Source organism: Rhodoluna sp., assembly GCF_024639375.1.
Lineage (GTDB): Bacteria > Actinomycetota > Actinomycetes > Actinomycetales > Microbacteriaceae > Rhodoluna.
The window spans coordinates 78,310-95,866 of sequence record NZ_JAHEIM010000001.1 but is presented as its reverse complement, the minus strand read 5'-3'; the positions used below and the strand labels follow the sequence as shown (position 1 = coordinate 95,866).

Annotated in this window: 16 protein-coding genes and 1 tRNA gene; 9 read left to right on the top strand and 8 right to left on the bottom strand. The window is 51.4% G+C overall.

Translation table 11 applies throughout. The annotated features are described in order from the left end of the window. Positions 1–63: 63 nt before the first annotated feature. From pepN to Q0L28_RS00480, 3 genes are all read left to right on the top strand, one after another. Positions 64–2,619 carry an aminopeptidase N gene (pepN, locus tag Q0L28_RS00490; RefSeq protein WP_296630069.1) on the top strand — a complete coding sequence of 852 codons (2,556 nt, stop codon included), beginning with the start codon at positions 64–66 and terminating at the stop codon, positions 2,617–2,619. A 2-nt stretch (positions 2,620–2,621) separates the two neighbouring features. After that, a complete protein-coding gene (locus Q0L28_RS00485) occupies positions 2,622–3,539 on the top strand; it encodes a mechanosensitive ion channel family protein (protein WP_296630066.1) in 918 nt (305 codons plus the stop codon). A gap of 90 nt (positions 3,540–3,629) precedes the next feature. Continuing rightward, a complete protein-coding gene (locus Q0L28_RS00480; protein ID WP_296630218.1) occupies positions 3,630–3,989 on the top strand; it encodes a globin in 360 nt (119 codons plus the stop codon). A gap of 11 nt (positions 3,990–4,000) precedes the next feature. Here the strand turns inward: Q0L28_RS00480 and Q0L28_RS00475 are convergent, their stop codons facing one another. Further along, complete coding sequence (locus Q0L28_RS00475) at positions 4,001–4,663, bottom strand: hypothetical protein (protein WP_296630064.1); 663 nt, start codon at positions 4,661–4,663, stop codon at positions 4,001–4,003. A 93-nt stretch (positions 4,664–4,756) separates the two neighbouring features. On the opposite strand from Q0L28_RS00475, the gene Q0L28_RS00470 reads away from it, so the two are divergent. Then, positions 4,757–5,608, top strand: coding sequence for an acyl-CoA thioesterase II (locus Q0L28_RS00470; protein WP_296630215.1), 852 nt, complete (start codon positions 4,757–4,759; stop codon positions 5,606–5,608). 55 nt (positions 5,609–5,663) lie between these two features. Here Q0L28_RS00470 and ettA read toward each other — a convergent pair whose 3' ends face one another. The 3 genes from ettA to msrA form a co-directional block, all read right to left on the bottom strand. Continuing rightward, positions 5,664–7,346, bottom strand: coding sequence for an energy-dependent translational throttle protein EttA (gene ettA / locus Q0L28_RS00465; RefSeq protein WP_296630062.1), 1,683 nt, complete (start codon positions 7,344–7,346; stop codon positions 5,664–5,666). 211 nt (positions 7,347–7,557) lie between these two features. Next, positions 7,558–7,989: a single-stranded DNA-binding protein gene (locus Q0L28_RS00460; protein ID WP_296630059.1), complete on the bottom strand. Its 432-nt coding sequence runs from the start codon at positions 7,987–7,989 to the stop codon at positions 7,558–7,560. Between the two features lie 105 nt (positions 7,990–8,094). Continuing rightward, positions 8,095–8,616 (bottom strand): peptide-methionine (S)-S-oxide reductase MsrA, encoded by a 522-nt coding sequence (gene msrA, locus Q0L28_RS00455; RefSeq protein ID WP_296630056.1) that lies wholly within the window; start codon positions 8,614–8,616, stop codon positions 8,095–8,097. Positions 8,617–8,638: 22 nt separating this feature from the next. Between msrA and Q0L28_RS00450 the strand changes: the two genes are divergently transcribed. Both Q0L28_RS00450 and Q0L28_RS00445 read left to right on the top strand, forming a co-directional pair. Next, on the top strand, positions 8,639–9,643 hold the full coding sequence (locus Q0L28_RS00450; protein WP_296630053.1) for an aldo/keto reductase: 1,005 nt from the start codon (positions 8,639–8,641) through the stop codon (positions 9,641–9,643). A 2-nt stretch (positions 9,644–9,645) separates the two neighbouring features. Further along, complete coding sequence (locus Q0L28_RS00445) at positions 9,646–10,038, top strand: thioredoxin family protein (protein WP_296630051.1); 393 nt, start codon at positions 9,646–9,648, stop codon at positions 10,036–10,038. A gap of 19 nt (positions 10,039–10,057) precedes the next feature. Here the strand turns inward: Q0L28_RS00445 and ald are convergent, their stop codons facing one another. Then, positions 10,058–11,158: an alanine dehydrogenase gene (gene ald, locus Q0L28_RS00440; protein WP_296630048.1), complete on the bottom strand. Its 1,101-nt coding sequence runs from the start codon at positions 11,156–11,158 to the stop codon at positions 10,058–10,060. Positions 11,159–11,253: 95 nt separating this feature from the next. Here ald and Q0L28_RS00435 point away from each other — a divergent pair, with 95 nt between their 5' ends. Beyond that, positions 11,254–12,237 (top strand): TerC/Alx family metal homeostasis membrane protein, encoded by a 984-nt coding sequence (locus Q0L28_RS00435; protein WP_296630045.1) that lies wholly within the window; start codon positions 11,254–11,256, stop codon positions 12,235–12,237. A gap of 3 nt (positions 12,238–12,240) precedes the next feature. Here the strand turns inward: Q0L28_RS00435 and Q0L28_RS00430 are convergent, their stop codons facing one another. Together Q0L28_RS00430 and Q0L28_RS00425 are read right to left on the bottom strand one after the other, a co-directional pair. Next, the gene (locus tag Q0L28_RS00430; RefSeq protein ID WP_296630042.1) at positions 12,241–12,867 is read right to left on the bottom strand and encodes a DsbA family oxidoreductase; all 627 of its coding nucleotides are present in this window, start codon (positions 12,865–12,867) and stop codon (positions 12,241–12,243) included. 37 nt (positions 12,868–12,904) lie between these two features. Further along, positions 12,905–12,977, bottom strand: a tRNA-Arg gene (locus Q0L28_RS00425). A gap of 112 nt (positions 12,978–13,089) precedes the next feature. Here Q0L28_RS00425 and Q0L28_RS00420 point away from each other — a divergent pair. Beyond that, a complete protein-coding gene (locus tag Q0L28_RS00420; protein WP_296630039.1) occupies positions 13,090–13,893 on the top strand; it encodes an SDR family NAD(P)-dependent oxidoreductase in 804 nt (267 codons plus the stop codon). Here Q0L28_RS00420 and Q0L28_RS00415 read toward each other — a convergent pair. After that, entirely contained in the window at positions 13,886–14,236 is a 351-nt protein-coding gene (locus tag Q0L28_RS00415; RefSeq protein WP_296630036.1) for a zinc ribbon domain-containing protein YjdM, read from the bottom strand. The two genes, Q0L28_RS00420 and Q0L28_RS00415, sit on opposite strands and share 8 nt — an antisense overlap. Positions 14,237–14,331: 95 nt before the next feature. Here Q0L28_RS00415 and Q0L28_RS00410 point away from each other — a divergent pair, with 95 nt between their 5' ends. Beyond that, the gene (locus Q0L28_RS00410) at positions 14,332–17,553 is read left to right on the top strand and encodes an efflux RND transporter permease subunit (protein WP_296630033.1); all 3,222 of its coding nucleotides are present in this window, start codon (positions 14,332–14,334) and stop codon (positions 17,551–17,553) included. Positions 17,554–17,557: the final 4 nt, after the last annotated feature.

Sequence of the window (17,557 nt, the reverse complement as noted above, 5' to 3'; positions counted from 1 at the left end):
TTATCGGCTAATAAATGCGCGAGTTAGGCTTATGCAAACATAAACAAAAGCATCGGATGTAAATTGCCTGGAGAGAATCTAACCCGCGCAGAGGCTGCCGCCCGCGCCCAACTACTCAGCGTAGAAAGCTACCAAGTAGCTTTAGACCTCACCGTTAGTGATCGAGTTTTCAAATCGACCACAACAGTGAATTTCAACTCACACCAGGCAGGCGCCGGCACATTCATTGATGCCATCACCGACAAAGTTCATCGAGTGATTCTAAACGGAGTCGAGCTTGATGGGAATGCAGTTGCCGATGGCACTCGCATTCAATTGGACAACCTGCAGACTCGCAACGAATTGATCGTCGAGTCAGACTCGCTGTTTATGAATACCGGTGAGGGCCTGCACCGATTTGTTGACCCGGTTGACAATGAGGTATACCTCTATACCCAGTTCGAGGTGCCGGACTCTCGCCGTGTTTTTGCAGTGTTTGAGCAACCAGACCTAAAAGCAACTTTCGCTTTCAGCATCACAGCGCCTTCACACTGGAAAGTTGTTTCGAACCAGACCTCACCTGCTCCGGATGCCGCCGGTGAAGGAAAAGCAACTTGGAACTTTGCCCCTTCCCCACGCATTTCTAGCTACATCACAGCAATTATTGCGGGGCCTTATGTTGAAACTCGCAGTTCACTGACCAGCTCTGACGGTCGCGAAATTCCACTTGGCGTGTTTAGCCGCGCGTCATTGGCTCAGTTCATGGACGCCGATTACATCTTTGAGAAGACTCGTCAAGGTTTTGAGTTCTATGAAAAAGCTTTTGATCAGCCTTACCCGTTTGAAAAGTATGACCAGCTGTTTGTTCCAGAATTCAACGCTGGCGCCATGGAGAACGCCGGCGCGGTTACATTCACCGAGACCTATGTATTTCGCTCGAAGGTGACCGATGCAATTCGCGAGCGCCGCGTGGTGACAATTTTGCACGAGTTGGCACACATGTGGTTTGGCGACTTGGTCACCATGAAGTGGTGGAACGACCTTTGGCTAAACGAATCATTCGCCGAATATGCTTCAACACTCGCCACAGCCGAAGCCACCGAGTGGAAAGGCGCCTGGACAACTTTTACCGCACTCGAAAAGTCATGGGCTTACCGCCAAGACCAATTGCCATCCACTCACCCAATCGTTGCCGAGATCAATGACCTAGCCGATGTTCAGGTGAACTTCGATGGCATTACCTACGCCAAGGGCGCTTCGGTATTGAAGCAACTTGTTGCCTGGGTTGGTCAAGAAAAATTTCTCGCCGGCGTGGCCAGTTATTTCAAGAAGCACGCCTACCAAAACACAGAACTTTCGGACTTGCTGGTTGAACTTGAAGCGCAGTCGGGTCGCGAGCTACGAAGTTGGTCAAAGCTTTGGCTTGAGACTGCAGGCGTGAACACTCTTCGCCCAATCATCGTGGTTGACGAAAGCAACAAGATCACGTCATTTGTGGTGAAGCAAACAGCTATCGATGAACACCCAACTCTTCGCCCACACCGCATGGCAATCGGTTTCTACAACTTGGTCGACGGCAAATTGACCCGAGTGCACCGCCTAGAGCTCGATGTTGACGGTGCAACCACGAATGTCGATGAGTTGGTTGGTCTAGACCGACCAGACTTAGTTTTGCTCAATGACGACGACCTGGCTTACTCCAAGATTCGCCTTGACGACCACTCATTGAACACTGCGCTGTCTCACCTATCGAACTTCGACGACTCACTCGCCCGCACGCTAATTTGGGGTGCTGCTTGGGATGCAACTCGCGATGCCGAAACCAGCCCACGCGATTTCATCAAGCTGGTGTTGAACAACATTGCTACCGAAACCGAATCAACCACCATGTTGACTTTGCTTCGTCAACTAACTACCGCTGCGCATCTTTATGTTGCTCCTCAGAATCGCGAGGCTGCACTGGCCGAAATCGGCGATGGCCTCTTGGCGCTCGCACGAAATGCTGAGCCTGGCTCTGATGCGCAATTGCAATTTACCAAGTTCTTTGCATCGTTTGCCAGCACCGCTTCGCAACTCGATGCTCTCGAAGCGCTATTTGTGGGCAAAGAAATGTTGCCGCAACTCACCATTGATGCCGACCTTCGCTGGGAGCTGTTGGCTGGCTTGGTTGTGGGCGGTCGACGCAAGGCGCAAGACATCGATGCCGAGCTGGCAAGCGATAACACTGCTAACGGACAAAAGGCTGCTGCCGGTGCACGCGCCGCGCTGCCAACCGCCGCCGATAAAGAGACTGCCTGGAAACTGCTAACCGAGACACACAAACTTTCAAATGTTTTGGTTGATGCGGCCAGCCTTGGATTTGTTCGGGTCAATGACGGCTCACTGATTGAGCCATTTGTTGATCGATACTTTGCAAACGTGGTTCGAATTTGGAACGACAACACCTTCAAAATTGCCGAGTACCTAATTGAAAATCTGTACCCGAGCATTATTGCCAGCCCAGAATTGGTTGCGAAATCAAAGCAAGCAATCGAACGCGCCGAAATCGCCGAGATTCCGGCGTTGAAGCGTATTTTGGTAGAAGGTTTGGCAAATGTTGAGCGTGCACTTGCGGCACAAGCTCGTGACCTGAAGGGCTAGGCATGACTTTTTACACCAACGCAATTGATTTGGCCGTGGCTTTTTGGCACGACTACCAAACTCTGATTCGCATCGTATTGATGGTGATTGGTGTAATTGTTCTTCGTGCACTGCTGCTGATTTCAGTTCGACGAGTCGTTCGCGGAATCATCGCCGGAGTAAAAGGCAAAACCAACAAAGCTGCTCTGAGCCAAGAAATTGACTCACCTATGACTCAGGCCCGCGTTGTTCAACGAGCTAAAACAATGGGCTCGGTGCTGAGCAACTTCATTACTTGGAGCCTCTACATCCTTGGTGCATCGATGATTCTTGGCGAGCTTGGTGTTGCAGTGGGTGCCATTATTGCCGGTGCCGGAATTTTGGGAGCGGCGATCGGTTTTGGTGCTCAAAGCCTGGTGCGCGACCTGATCTCAGGTCTTTTCATTGTTTTTGAAGACCAATATGGCGTGGGCGATGTTGTTGACCTGGGCCAGGCAAACGGCGTTGTCGAATCTGTTGGCATGCGCGTTACACAGGTTCGCGATGTGCAAGGCACGCTTTGGTATGTGCGCAACGGTGAAATCGTTCGAGTGGGCAATTCATCGCAGGGATGGTCACGAGTTGTTCTTGATATCGCACTGGATTACTCAACAAACGTCGACAAAGCCACGACAGTGATTTCCGATGCAGCCCAAAAATTAATTGCTGAAGCCTCATTCAAGAGTTCAGTAATTGGCAAGCCCGAGGTTTGGGGAATTGAAGCTCTAAGCGGCGAGCAGGTTGTGCTGCGCATTGTGCAAAAAGTAAAACCAACGAAACAAGATGAGCTTGCCCGCGAACTTCGCGCCCGCATAAAAAAGGCACTGCACACATCAAAAATTTCACTCGCCGCAAGCAACCAAAACATTTACGTTGAAGTTGCCGGCAAGGCGGTCAAGTAATTGGCTAACGGATTCGAAGAGGCCGGCAAGATTCAATCGGTGCAGATTAGAAACTCTGAAGGCCAACGTGTTGGCGGCAGTTTCTATGACATGGTTGGCGGTGCGCAAACTTTCAAGAAGCTCGTTGACAAGTTTTATGAGGGAGTTGCCGGCGATGCATTGCTAAGGCCGATGTACCCCGAAGAGGATTTAGGCCCTGCAGTAGAACGTTTGCAATTATTTCTTGAGCAATATTGGGGCGGGCCAAGCACTTACCAAGAACAGCGCGGTCACCCTCGACTTCGAATGCGACACAATGCGTTCAAGATCGGCCCAACTGCTCGCGACGCTTGGTTGTTGCACATGCGTGCCGCATTGGAATCTCTTGAACTGCCACCACTGCAAGAAGCTGAACTTTGGGGCTACCTAGACAGCGCAGCAAGATCGCTGCTCAACAGCGCAGAAGACTAATTCGCAAACCCCTAAAAGCGGGTTGCCACTTTAGCCAGCACGTGTCCGTGCAAACTGCTCAGGCGAATCCAACCATCGGCTTGATAAAGGCCAACCTCTTCGTTCTCGGTTAGAAACCCCAACCCAGCCGCTGCAAATGCCGCGCCGGTTGGCACTTTGGTTTCAAGGTCAATTCCCCGGCCCCAGATATCACCGCGGATGCGTGCCGCGATTGGCCCACCCACTGACTCGGGAAGTGCTGCAGCTACTTCGGCGATGCCATCCCTAGCAATTTGAGTTAGTCGGTTTTCATTGATGGTGCCGATTTGCAGCCAACCCTGGCGCGGCGGTGAAATGCCGGCCCAAGGCGCTCGTTGAGTGTCCAGCAATTGCACTTTGAACTCAGCAGTTTCTTCGCTGCCCAAAAGGTGAGCCAGTCGCTCCTGCATTGCTGCGATTGGCACGAGCGCATCCAGCTCGGCGTCAGCTGCCAATTCAGCCGTGCGCAGGCCCAAAACCGTCGGCCCCGAATCCATCAGGTTGCCAGAAAAAATTGGCGCAACATAGGCTGCAAGAATGTTGCCAAAGGCACGAAGGCGCACCAAACCATCTGGATCTAGACGCTTGGCGCGATTCAAGAAAGACTGGAGATCAGCCGCGGTTTCGCGGTCTGCAAGCACAAAGGGGTTAATCATGACCTGTCTAAACTAGCCTGAGATTGGCAATGTTGCCCCAAAGAATTGAGCGAAATTTTGAGCCACCAGATTCCTAGCGACCCATTGGCAGAGATGATTGCAACGCTCGACCTTGAGCCAACCAGCAATTCAGCAAGCAACGAAGACACATTCATCGGTCAAAGCCAATGGATGCCGCACGGACGTGTTTTCGGTGGCCAGGTGTTGGCCCAAAGTTTGGTTGCAGCCTCACGCACAATTGAGCAACGCGATGTGCACTCAATGCACGGCTATTTTTTGCGCCCGGGAAACATTAATCTTCCAGTGACATTTTCGGTTGATCGCTTGCGTGATGGTCGCTCGTTCAGCACTCGCCGAGTTCAGGCATTTCAAGAGGACCTGCCAATCTTTTCGATGATTGCTTCGTTTCAAGAACACGACCCAGGTCTCGAACACCAGGATGACTTTCCAGAGAACATCCCAGATCCAGAATCGCTACCAAGTGCCGCCGAACTAATCGGTGACAACCCACACCCGGTTGCACAGTACTGGGCAAAGGCTCGCCCATTTGATATGCGACACGTTGAATCTGCAATCTATTTCAATGTTGAAGGAAAACCGGTTGCCCACCAGGCGGTTTGGCTTCGCGCATTGGGAGACTTGCCAGACGATCAAGCACTGCACACCGCTGCCCTTGCTTACGCCAGCGACTATTCAATTCTCGAAAGCATCTATCGACGTCACGGCATTGCTTGGTCACACCCCGGATTGAAATCAGCCAGCCTTGATCATGCAATGTGGTTTCATCGACCAGCGCGCGTGGATCAGTGGATGCTTTACGCACAGGAATCTCCGAGTGCGCAAGGCGGTCGAGGTTTAGCTCTAGGCAGAATCTTTAGCAGTCGAGGTGAGTTAATTGCAACCGTGGCACAAGAAGGCATGGTTCGAGTGCCCGAATTGAAATAATCTCGCACCCAAATAAAAAACCCACTCGAGTGACTGGGTTTTTTATTTGCAATTTTTAGTCGCGAGTCAATCGACGGTAGGTCGAACGGTGTGGTTTAGCGGCATCTGGGCCAAGGCGAGCAATCTTGTTCTCTTCATAGGATTCAAAGTTTCCTTCGAACCAGTACCACTGGTCAGGATTCTCATCGGTGCCCTCATAAGCCAAAATGTGCGAAGCAACGCGGTCTAGGAACCAACGGTCGTGCGTGATGACCACGGCACAACCAGGGAACTCAAGCAACGCGTTTTCAAGACTGCTAAGTGTTTCAACATCCAAGTCGTTTGTTGGCTCGTCGAGTAGCAAGAGGTTGCCACCCTCTTTGAGAGTCAGGGCAAGATTCAAGCGGTTGCGCTCACCACCCGACAAAACGCCGGCAGGCTTCTGCTGGTCTGGCCCTTTAAAACCAAACGCTGCAACGTATGCGCGCGAAGGCATTTCTTGGTTGCCAACCTGAATGTAGTCAAGCCCGCCCGAAACAACTTCCCAAAGGGATTTGTTTGGGTCAATGCCACCACGGCTCTGGTCAACGTATGAAATCTTTACGGTTTCGCCAACCTTTAGGTCGCCACCATCAAGATTCTCAAGACCAACGATGGTTTTGAAGAGAGTTGACTTACCAACACCGTTTGGACCAATCACGCCAACAATGCCGTTGCGCGGCAGACTGAAAGATAGACCGTTGATTAGCGAGCGACCATCAAAACCCTTTTGCAAGTTCTTGGCCTCAATAACGATGTCACCCAAGCGAGGACCCATTGGAATTTGAATTTCTTCAAAGTCGAGCTTTCTGGTGCGGTCTGCCTCGGCAGCCATTTCTTCGTAGCGGGCCAAACGAGCCTTCGACTTGGTTTGACGTGCCTTAGAAGAAGAACGAACCCAATCAAGTTCTTCGCTCAGACGCTTGGCAAGTTTTGCATCTTTCTTGCCGGCAACCTCAAGACGCTCACGCTTCTTCTCCAGATAAGTTGAGTAGTTGCCTTCATATGGATAAGCGCGACCGCGGTCGAGCTCCAGAATCCATTCGGCAACGTTGTCGAGGAAGTAACGGTCGTGCGTTACGGCCAACACCGCACCCGGGTACTTTGCCAAGTGCTGCTCAAGCCACAAAACAGATTCTGCGTCCAAGTGGTTTGTTGGCTCATCAAGCAAAAGTAGGTCTGGCTTCTCAAGTAGAAGCTTGCAAAGAGCCACGCGGCGGCGCTCACCACCAGAAAGAGAAGTAACCATCGAGTCACTCGGCGGGCAACGCAGCGCATCCATCGCCTGCTCCAGCTGCGAGTCAAGATCCCAGGCGTCAAGGTGGTCGATCTGCTCTTGCAGAGTGCCCATCTCGGCAAGTAGCGCATCAAAGTCTGCATCTGGCTCAGACATCAAAGCCGAAATCTCGTTGAAACGATCAAGCTTTGCCTTGGTGTCTTTCACAGCAAGTTCAACGTTGCCCAAGACTGTCAAAGTTTCGTCAAGCGGTGGCTCCTGCATCAACATGCCCACTGTGTAATCAGGGCTCAGGCGAGCTTCACCATTACTTGGTGAGTCAAGACCGGCCATAATCTTCAAAACTGTTGACTTACCGGCACCGTTTGGGCCAACCACACCGATTTTTGCACCTGGGATAAACGCCAAAGTTACGTCGTCGAGAATTACCTTGTCGCCGTGCGCCTTGCGCGCTTTGATCATCTGATAGATGAATTCAGCCATGAAAAATCAATCACTTTCGGTTGGTTTGCTAGCCGAATAGAAAAAGCACCCTCAGTCGCTTAGTCAGCTATGGGTATAACTTTACCCGACCAATATTGGCCCGCAGTGGGCCATGAATGCTGACTTAGACGATTGAGGGTGCTTGCCTCGATGGCGAGGCTAACTGAGCCTTAGATTGTTCGAGGGGTGAGCGCTCTAAGACCCAGTGGTCTTATTTCTTGGCGCCGGCCAATTCGCGCTCTGGCTCTGCCTCAGCTGGTTCGTCTTCGGGTTCAGCTTCTCGAACCAAGACCGTGCGAGTAAACACAGAACTGCCCCAGGTTAGATCGTGGCCAAGTGAATCCGCTTCAATTTCAACCGAGGTGCCCGCGCGCTCCCCGTTATCCCAGTCGCGAACGCGCAATTTGCCAGTGGTCACAATGCGATCGCCTTTAGAAACCGAACCGGCTGCATTGATTGCTAGTTGGCGAAACGCTGTGACCGTGAACCAGTTGGTCTCGCCATCAACCCACTTGTTTTGATTGCGGTCGAAGCGGCGCTGCGAAGAAGCCAATCGAAACGATGTGATTGGCAGGCCATCTTGAGTAACCAGGTGACGTGGTGTTGTGGCCACCAAGCCGGTGACCGAAAGAGTTTCTGACATGAATTGCCTTTCTCAAATTTGCCATTTGGCTGCTGCCAGATGGAGTGATTTGAGTTTGACAATTTGAGCCGGTGCGAAACCGGCGAGTTAGAAATTTGTGGATAACTACTTCAAGAAATTTGTGAACACAGCGCGGGTCTTGGCCATCTTTGGCGCGACCACTGCGTTGCAGTATCCCTGATTTGGATTCTTGTCGAAGAAATCTTGGTGATACTCCTCGCCTACCCAAAATTCAGTTGCCGGTGACAGCTCAGTCACGATTTCGCCATCCCAAAGCTCGGCAGCACGAGAAATAGCAGCCTCGAACATTTGCTTCTGCGAATCATCGGCATAAAACATCACAGAGCGATATTGAGTGCCAACGTCATGGCCCTGTCGGTTCAACTGGGTTGGGTCATGCATGGTGAAGAACAAATCGAGAATCACATCCGCCGGAATAACCGACTCATCAAAAATCACTTTGACCACTTCGGCGTGGCCGGTATTACCACCACACACAGCCTCGTATCCGGGGTTTGCAATTGAGCCACCCATGTAGCCAACCACCGCATCTTGAACACCCTTAAATTGCGTGTAGCAACTATCGAGACACCAAAAGCAACCGCCACCCAAAACGAAACTCATCATGGCTCTAGCCTAGGCTTGACGCATGAGTTATCAAGCACAAGAAGACCGCTACCAGCAGTTGCCATACCGCCGCGTGGGCAAGAGTGGCTTGCAACTTCCAGAAATCTCACTGGGCCTCTGGCATAACTTTGGCAACACCACCAGCCTCTCGAGCCAGCGCACAATCTTGCGTCGTGCATTCGACCTTGGCATCACTCACTTTGATTTGGCAAATAATTACGGCACTCCCTTTGGTTCGGCCGAAGCAAACTTTGGCAAGCACATGAAAAAGGACTTCGCCAAATATCGCGATGAATTAATCATTTCGAGCAAAGCCGGTTATGACATGTGGCCAGGACCTTATGGCGAGTGGGGTTCACGCAAATATCTTTTGGCATCGCTTGACCAAAGCCTCAAGCGCATGCAGCTCGACTACGTTGACATCTTTTATTCACACCGCTTTGACCCGAACACTCCCCTTGAAGAAACCATGGGTGCACTTGCAACCGCAGTGCAATCTGGTCGTGCGCTTTATGTGGGCATTTCAAGCTATGACGCTGCCCAGACTCGCGAGGCAAAGGCAATCCTCGATTCAATGGGCGTGCCCCTGCTGATTCACCAGCCGCGCTACTCAATGTTCGATCGCACCCCAGAGACCGCACTTTTCGACACCCTTGGCGTCGAAGGCGTGGGCGCGATTGTCTTTTCACCATTGGCGCAGGGATTACTTTCAGACCGCTACTTATCGGGATTCGCCCCCAAAGGCTCCAGGGCAGCTCAAGAGCACTACCTAAAGAGCGAAAGAATCAGCGCTGACTACCTAACTCACGCCCGAGCGCTAAATGAAATTGCCAAGGGTCGTGGCCAAAGCCTGAGCCAACTGGCTTTGAAGTGGGTGCTTCGCCAGCCAACCGTGGCTTCGGCACTGGTGGGAGTAAGTTCTGTGCAGCAGCTGGAACAAAACCTGGCCGCAATTAGTTCACCTAGTTTGACGCTTCAAGAACTGAAGCAAATCGATGAACATGCAATTCAAGGATTAGGACTTTAAAGATGGCAAGCATTGAACTAGGCGCTGAAACTTTTGGCGACACCGTTGTTAAAGAAGGCATCACCATTGTTGATTTTTGGGCAGAGTGGTGTGGCCCTTGCCGTCAGTTCTCGCCAATCTTTGAAGAGGCTTCGACCAAGCACCCAGACATCACCTTTGGCAAGGTAGACACCGAAGCTGAAAAGCAACTAGCCGGTGAAGCGGGCATCAGCTCAATTCCTACTCTGATGGTCTTTCGCGATGGCATCTTGCTTTACAACCGCCCAGGCGCATTGCCAGGTGCTGGCCTAGAAGAACTTATCGCCGCTGTGCGCGATCTTGACATGAACGAAATTCGTGCCGAGATTGAAAAACAAGATGCCGAAATTGGCGACCTTTCAGAGCCGGCCAACTAACTCTCTAAAAACCTGCGAGTTAAAACTCGGTAAGTTGAAGGCCAAACGCGTGCGCAACTCCCGCGTGATAAATCTTTCCCTCGTGAACATTTAAACCGGCGGCCAAAGCCGAGTCTTGTTCACACGCGACACGCCATCCGAGGTCTGCAATTTTTAACACGTATGGCAGCGTGGCATTGGTAAGTGCACTTGTTGAAGTCACTGGCACCGCACCCGGCATATTTGCCACGCAGTAATAGGTGCTGTTGTGAACCTTGAAGGTTGGGTCATCGTGCGTGGTTGGCTTTGAATTCTCGAAGCAGCCACCCTGATCGATTGCGATGTCAACCAAAACCGAACCTGGCTTCATGGTTTGCACCATTGCATCGGTGACCAGCTTTGGCGCCTTTTCACCCGGGATGAGCACTGAGCCAATAACCAGGTCGGCATCGCGAAGTTGTTCAGCAATTTCGTAGGCAGTAGATACGCGGGTGCGCACTGCCCCATTGAATCGAGCATCTAGTTCACGAAGCTTTGTCAAAGACACATCGATCACGGTTACATCTGCGTGCAACCCGAGAGCCATTGCTGCCGCGTTCTCACCGGCAACACCACCACCAATCACAACTACCTTGGCTTTGGCCGAACCAGGCACTCCACCCATCAGCACGCCTCGACCGCCTTCGTTCTTCATAAGTTGGTAGGCGCCGATTTGGGTTGAAAGGCGACCAGCCACTTCGCTCATCGGCTGAAGTAGCGGCAAACTCCGGTTTGGCAATTGCACAGTTTCATAGGCGATAGCCGTGACGCCCGAACTAATCAGGGCATCGGTGCAGGCCTTGGATGCGGCCAGGTGCAAATAGGTGAACAGAATCTGCCCGCGGTGAAGCAGCGGGTACTCGCTGGCTAGTGGCTCCTTGACCTTGAGAACTAAGTCGCCGGCGGCCCAAGCGTCATCCGCAGTGGCAACGATCTTGGCGCCCTGGTTCAGATAATCGACATCACTGTAACTTGAGCCCAGCCCAGCGCCGGCTTGAATAAACACCTCGTGACCGTGCCGAACCAGTTCGTGCACGCCAGCGGGTGTAATGGCCACCCGGTATTCATTATTTTTCACTTCGGTTGGCACTGCGATACGCATTTGAAACTCCCTTGTGAGGCTCACTCAATTTCATCCTGCCACCAATCTGCCAGCAACTCACCCAAGTTAACCTGCTTTGCTCGTAAACTTAATAAATGCATCTAGACCTGCCTCTGGCCTTCGAAATCGGCGCATTTGCCGTTCTGCTCGCAATTCTTGCCGCCGACATTTTGCTCATATTTAAGCGCCCTCACATCCCTAGCGCTAAAGAGTCGACTGTTTTCGTGGTTTTCTATGCACTGCTGGCAGTCATCTTCGGTCTGATTATTCTTTGGATAGGAAACGCCGAAGCTTCATCGCAGTTTTATGCGGGCTGGCTAACGGAATACAGCTTGAGCCTCGACAACCTATTTGTTTTCGTCATCATCATGAATCGCTTCAATGTTGCAAAGAAATACCAGCAAGAAGTTTTGATGGTCGGCATAATCATGGCCTTGATTCTGCGAGGCATTTTTATTCTTGCCGGAGCAGCCTTGATCGAAAGCTTCAGCGCCATCTTCTATCTATTCGGCGCCTTCTTGATCTACACCGCCTACCACCAGGCCTTCCGCGGTCACGACGACGATGAAGAAACTGAAAGCAAGTTGATTTCAACTTTGCGCAAGCGCATCAAGTTCTCGCCGGAATATGACGGTGCCAAAATTCGCACTGTTCACAACGGAAAAAAGATGTTCACTCCAATGCTTGTTGTGTTTGTTGCCATTGCATTGACCGACGTGATGTTTGCCTTCGACTCTATTCCGGCAATCTTTGGAATCACCACTGACCCATTCATTGTGTTCACTGCAAACATCTTCGCCATGATGGGCCTGCGGCAGCTTTACTTTTTGTTGGGCGGCTTGCTCGACTCCCTGGAATACCTCAAGTACGGCATCGCGTTTATCCTGGCGTTTATTGGAGTCAAGCTGGTTGCGCATGCCATGCACGTGAATGAGCTGCCATTTATTAACGGCGGTGCGCACATCGAGTGGGCACCAGAGATTTCAACAAACACTTCGTTGATTGTCATCGTTGCGTCGATTGCAGTTTCAGCAATTGCCAGCATCATCAAGGTGCGTCGCGATCTCGCTAAAAGATAAGTTTTAGTTCGACAGCGCCTGAGCAAGTGCGTTATTGAAAACTTCCTGCGGTTGTGCTCCAGAAATTCCGACCTTCATGTCGATTACGAAGAATGGCACACCAGTTGCTCCAAGGTTCGACGCGAGTTGCTGATCTTCGGTCACCTGGCCGTCAAAATCATTTGAATTGAGCACGGCCTCGATTGTGTCTTTGTTGAAACCAGCTCGAGTTGCTACTGCAATCAAATCTTCGTGACTGAACAGGGCCTCAGATTTTTCAAAATAGGCCGAATACATGGCCTCCAGCAGCTGGGCGTGCCTGCCTTGTGATTGTGCCCACAACAGCAAGCGGTGAGCATCCCTAGTGTTGCCAGACAAAGTGTTTTCAAGGTCGTAGCAAAGGCCTTCACCATCGGCGATTGAACATACGTTGGCCTGCATGCGGGCAACGGCTTCGCTGTCCAGGCGATATTTGCTCGCTAGGTGCTCGGTAGTTGACACCACGCCCTGGATGTCTGGCTGCAGCTGAAATGCGCGGTGGCGAATTTCAACCTGAGTGCCATCGGGCAACGACGCCACTGCCTTCTCTAGACGGCGTTTGCCAATGAAACACCAAGGGCAAACCACATCAGACCAAACATCAATAATCACTGCAATTGCCTAACTTTTAGCATTTCGCGCAAGCGTGCGCCCTCGGCAGGAATCGAACCTGCGACCAAGAGATTAGAAGGCTCTTGCTCTATCCACTGAGCTACGAGGGCATGGCCTAAAGAGCCAAGGATTAGTTTACTTTCTGGTCACCCGCTGCTCTTAGCGAATTTCTCCGAAACGGGCATACTATGAAGATATCTAGCCATTATTCGAGGGGGCAAAATGAAGGTTCAAGGAAAAGTTGTTGTAGTCACTGGTGCCGGCAGCGGAATGGGTCGCGAATTAACCCTTGAACTGATTAAGCGCGGCGCTCAAGTTGCTGCAATCGACATGCGTGCCGAGACCCTTGCCGAAACCAAGGCTCTGGCTGACGCTCTTGGCGGTCGAGTTGAGACTTTCGTGGTTGACATCACCGATGCTGCTCACGTTGCCAACCTGCCGCGAGAAATTGGTGAGCGCATGGGTGCCCACATCGACGCAATCATCAATAACGCCGGAATCATCCAGCCGTTTGTGAAAGTTAATGAGCTAAGCCTTGAGGCTGCCGCCCGAGTAATGAACGTTAACTTCACCGGCCCACTTCTTATGGTTAAGGCGTTCTTGCCAGGCCTACTTGCCCAGCCTGAGGCCCACATTCTCAACGTTTCATCGATGGGCGCCTACGCTCCGGTTCCTGGTCAGAGCGTCTATGGAGCTTCAAAGGCAGCCGTCAAGTTGTTCACTGAAGGTCTGCGCTCAGAACTTCTGGGAACCAATGTCGGCGTCACCGTAGTTTTCCCTGGCGCAATCGCAACCAACATTGCAACTAACTCGGGCATGGACATGCCTGCAGATGCAGCTGAGAGCTCAAAAATGAAGACCACTCCGGCGCCGGTTGCCGCTCGTGCAATGGTTGATGCCATCGAACACAATGTGCCACGCATTTGCATTGGCTCAGACGCCAAGTTGATGGATCGCCTGAGCCGACTAAACCCAATCTTTGCTGCGAACCTGATTTACAAGCAGATGGCTTCGCTGCTTAAATAACCTTTTTCACAATGCTCGACTTTAGATACATCGAGCCGAATCCATCGACTTTTGCGTCGATGTCGTGCCCATCCACAGGACTAATTAACCGAATGTTGCGCACTTTGGTGCCAACCTTTACTGAGGTCGAGCTTCCTTTGACTTTGAGGTCTTTAACGATCGTCACGGTGTCGCCATCGGCTAATACGTTGCCAACCGAATCCTTGACCTCTGCGGCAACCGGTTCAGCCTCTTCGGCCTCGGGCTGCCACTCATTTGCACACTCTGGGCAAACCAAGAGCGAACCCATTTCATAGGTATAAAAAGACTGGCATTTAGGGCACGGAGGCAGGTTCTCAGACATTACTAAATGCTACTGCGATTGGAATTACTTTCGGTTTATGGCGGTTAGCCTTGAGGTATTCCGTTGAAAGGTCTGCTTTGTTTAGTCTTGCCAAATTGAGTGTTGCCAACCGTTCTGTGGTTGCCCTAATCACTATCATCGTTGCAATCTTCGGATTCATTTCCTTGGGGTCGCTCAAGCAAGAACTCATCCCCTCGTTTGAAGTGCCACAGGCGGCAATTGTCACCGCATACCCAGGTGCCTCGCCTGAGGTGATCGACAAGCAGGTCAGCCAGGTAATCGAAGATGCGGTGCGCCAAACCGACGGCATCGTCAATACCACTTCAACCTCGCAGAGCAACATCTCGATCGTTCGCGTTGAGTATGACTACGGCACTGCAACATCCAAAGTTAAAGAAACCTTGGCAGCTGCGTTGGCTTCTATTCAATCGGCGTTGCCAGCAGATGTAACACCAAATGTTCTTTCAGGCAGCTTCGATTCAGTGCCGATTATTGCTCTAGGCGTTTCGGCTAACAACGGTGACAACGAATCAATCGCTCAAACACTTCAAGATGTGGCACCACAACTCTTTGGTGAGATCAGCGGAGTTCGCGATGTGACAATTTCGGGCATTCGTGAAAAGCGCGTGAACCTCAAGTTGAACACTTCTCTAATGACTGCCAACGGGCTAACTCAGCAATCAATCACTAGCGCTCTGCAGGTAAACGGCTTCATCATTCCTGCTGGAACAATCTCTGACAAAGATGGGTCGATCTCAGTTGAAGTTGGAACCCCGGTCAACAGCCTTGAGCAGCTCAAGTCACTTCCGCTAATTGGCACAAAGACTACGGTCACTGCACCGACTACCCCCTCGATTCCCGCCGGCCTTGCTGGAATGGGTGGAATTCCAAGTGGATTCACTATTCCTGGTTCAACAACACCAACGGTGAGTACTCGCACAGTTGCTCTGAAACTTAGCGATGTTGCCAAAGTCAACTACGAAGATGCACCGACCACGAGCATCGCCCGCACAAATGGCAAAGCTGCTCTTTCGATTTCAATTGTTAAAACTCAGGATGGCAACACTGTTGCCGTTTCACACGCGGTGCACGACAAGATTGCTGAGTTACAAAAGAAGCTAGGCGCTGTAACAGTTGTGACAGTTTTTGACCAGGCACCATACGTTGAGAAGTCACTTGAAAACCTAAGCACCGAAGGCTTGCTTGGCCTCAGCTTTGCGATTCTCGTAATTTTGCTCTTCTTGCTATCTGTGCGATCAACTTTGGTGACCGCAATTTCAATTCCAACCTCGGTTTTGATTACATTTATTGGCCTCAACCAATTCGGCTACTCATTGAACATCTTGACGCTGAGTGCGCTAACGATTGCAATCGGTCGAGTTGTCGATGACTCAATCGTGGTTATCGAAAACATTAACCGTCACCTTTCTTATGGCGAGCCAAAGAGCACAGCAATTCTTGACGCAGTGAAGGAAGTTGCTGGCGCGATCACGGCAGCCACCATCACCACCGTGGCTGTGTTCTTGCCAATAGCATTGGTGAGCGGCCTGATTGGCGAAATCTTTAGACCTTTCGCCTTTACCTTCGCCATTGCACTGGTCGCTTCACTCTTTGTGTCGCTAACCATCGTTCCAGTCTTGGCTTACTGGTTCTTGAAGAACCCTAAAGAAAGTGATGCCCTAAAGAAAAAGGACCTCGACAAGTTCGCCGAAAAGGCCCGCTTGGCAGAGGAAGAAAAAGAGCGCAAGAGCTGGTTGCAGCGCGGCTACTTGCCAGTTCTAACTTGGACTCAGAAGCGCCCGGTAATCACTATCGTTTCAGCATTCATCGTTTTGGTTTTCACCTTTGCGCTGGTGCCATTCTTGAAAACTGACTTCATTGGCTCTTCAGGTTCGAACGGTTTCGTGATCAATCAAACTTTGCCGGCTGGCGCAACCTTGAAGCAGCAAGATGAGGCCGCAGCCAAGGTCGAGTCACTACTGCTCGCCGAAAAAACCATTGAAGTCGTGCAGACATCAATTGGCTCAAGCGGTGACGGTCGCGTTGCATTCGGCGCATCGGCCGGAGGCATCTCAATTCAGGCCACTGCTGTAGACGGCACAGACTTGCCAGCATTGCAAGACAAGCTGACTACAAAGTTTGAGCAAGACCCAAGCCTGGGCACAATTAAATTTGCCTCAGGCGGCGGCCCGGGCTTCGGTTCATCAAGCACCATTGACATCAAGGTGACAGCCCCAGATGACATCAAACTCAACGACGCGATTGCCAAGTTGCAAACAGCAATGCAAGGCACCCCGGATGTATCCGAGGTAACTAACTCGCTAGCCGAGAAGCAGCGCACCTTGCGTGTGACTGTGAATCGTCTAGCGGCTGCAAAACTTGGACTAAGTGAAATTGCAGTGGGTGGCATCGTTTCATCGAAGCTGAAGCCAACGAGCATTGGCAAGGTAAACCTCAACAATGTTGAGACTTCTATCTATGTGGTGCAGACAAATACTCCAGACACGGTTGCAGAAATTAAGGCAATCAAGATTCCAACCGCAACTGGATTGGTGTCATTGTCTTCGATTGCACGTGTTGAACAGGTTGAAGTGCCAGTTTCAATTACCAGCGAGAAGGGTGACCGCACCGCCAAGGTATCGCTCACCCCATCTGGCGACAACCTCGGCGCAATCTCAGCTGAAGTTAGCAAGCGCCTTGACGCAACTGAATTGCCTTTGGGAGTATCTGCAACGCTTGGCGGTGTGAGCGCCGACCAGGCATCATCATTCCAGCAGCTTGGTGTAGCCCTCTTGGCTGCGGTTGCAATCGTGTTCATCGTAATGGTTGCGACATTCTCAAGTTTGATTCAGCCACTGATTCTCTTGATCTCGATTCCATTCGCAGCAACCGGTGCACTTGGTCTATTGCTAGCCACAGACACGCCACTGGGTGTGCCTTCTTTGATTGGCATGCTGTTGCTAGTTGGTGTTGTGGTCACAAATGCAATCGTGCTGATTGACCTAATCAACCAATATCGCAAGCAGGGTCGCCCGCTCGTTGAAGCCATCATGGATGGAGCACGTCAACGCCTGCGCCCAATTTTGATGACCGCGTTGGCAACCATCTTTGCTTTGACACCGATGGCAATCGGAATCACGGGTGGTGGTGGATTCATTTCACAGCCACTTGCGATCGTGGTTATCGGTGGATTGTTCTCATCAACTGTGTTGACCCTGGTTATCGTGCCGGTGCTTTACCGATTGGTTGAGGGCCGCAAAGAGAAGGCAGCAGCAAACCGTCTTGCGAAGCGCACCAAGAAGGCCAAGGCTGCCTAATCCG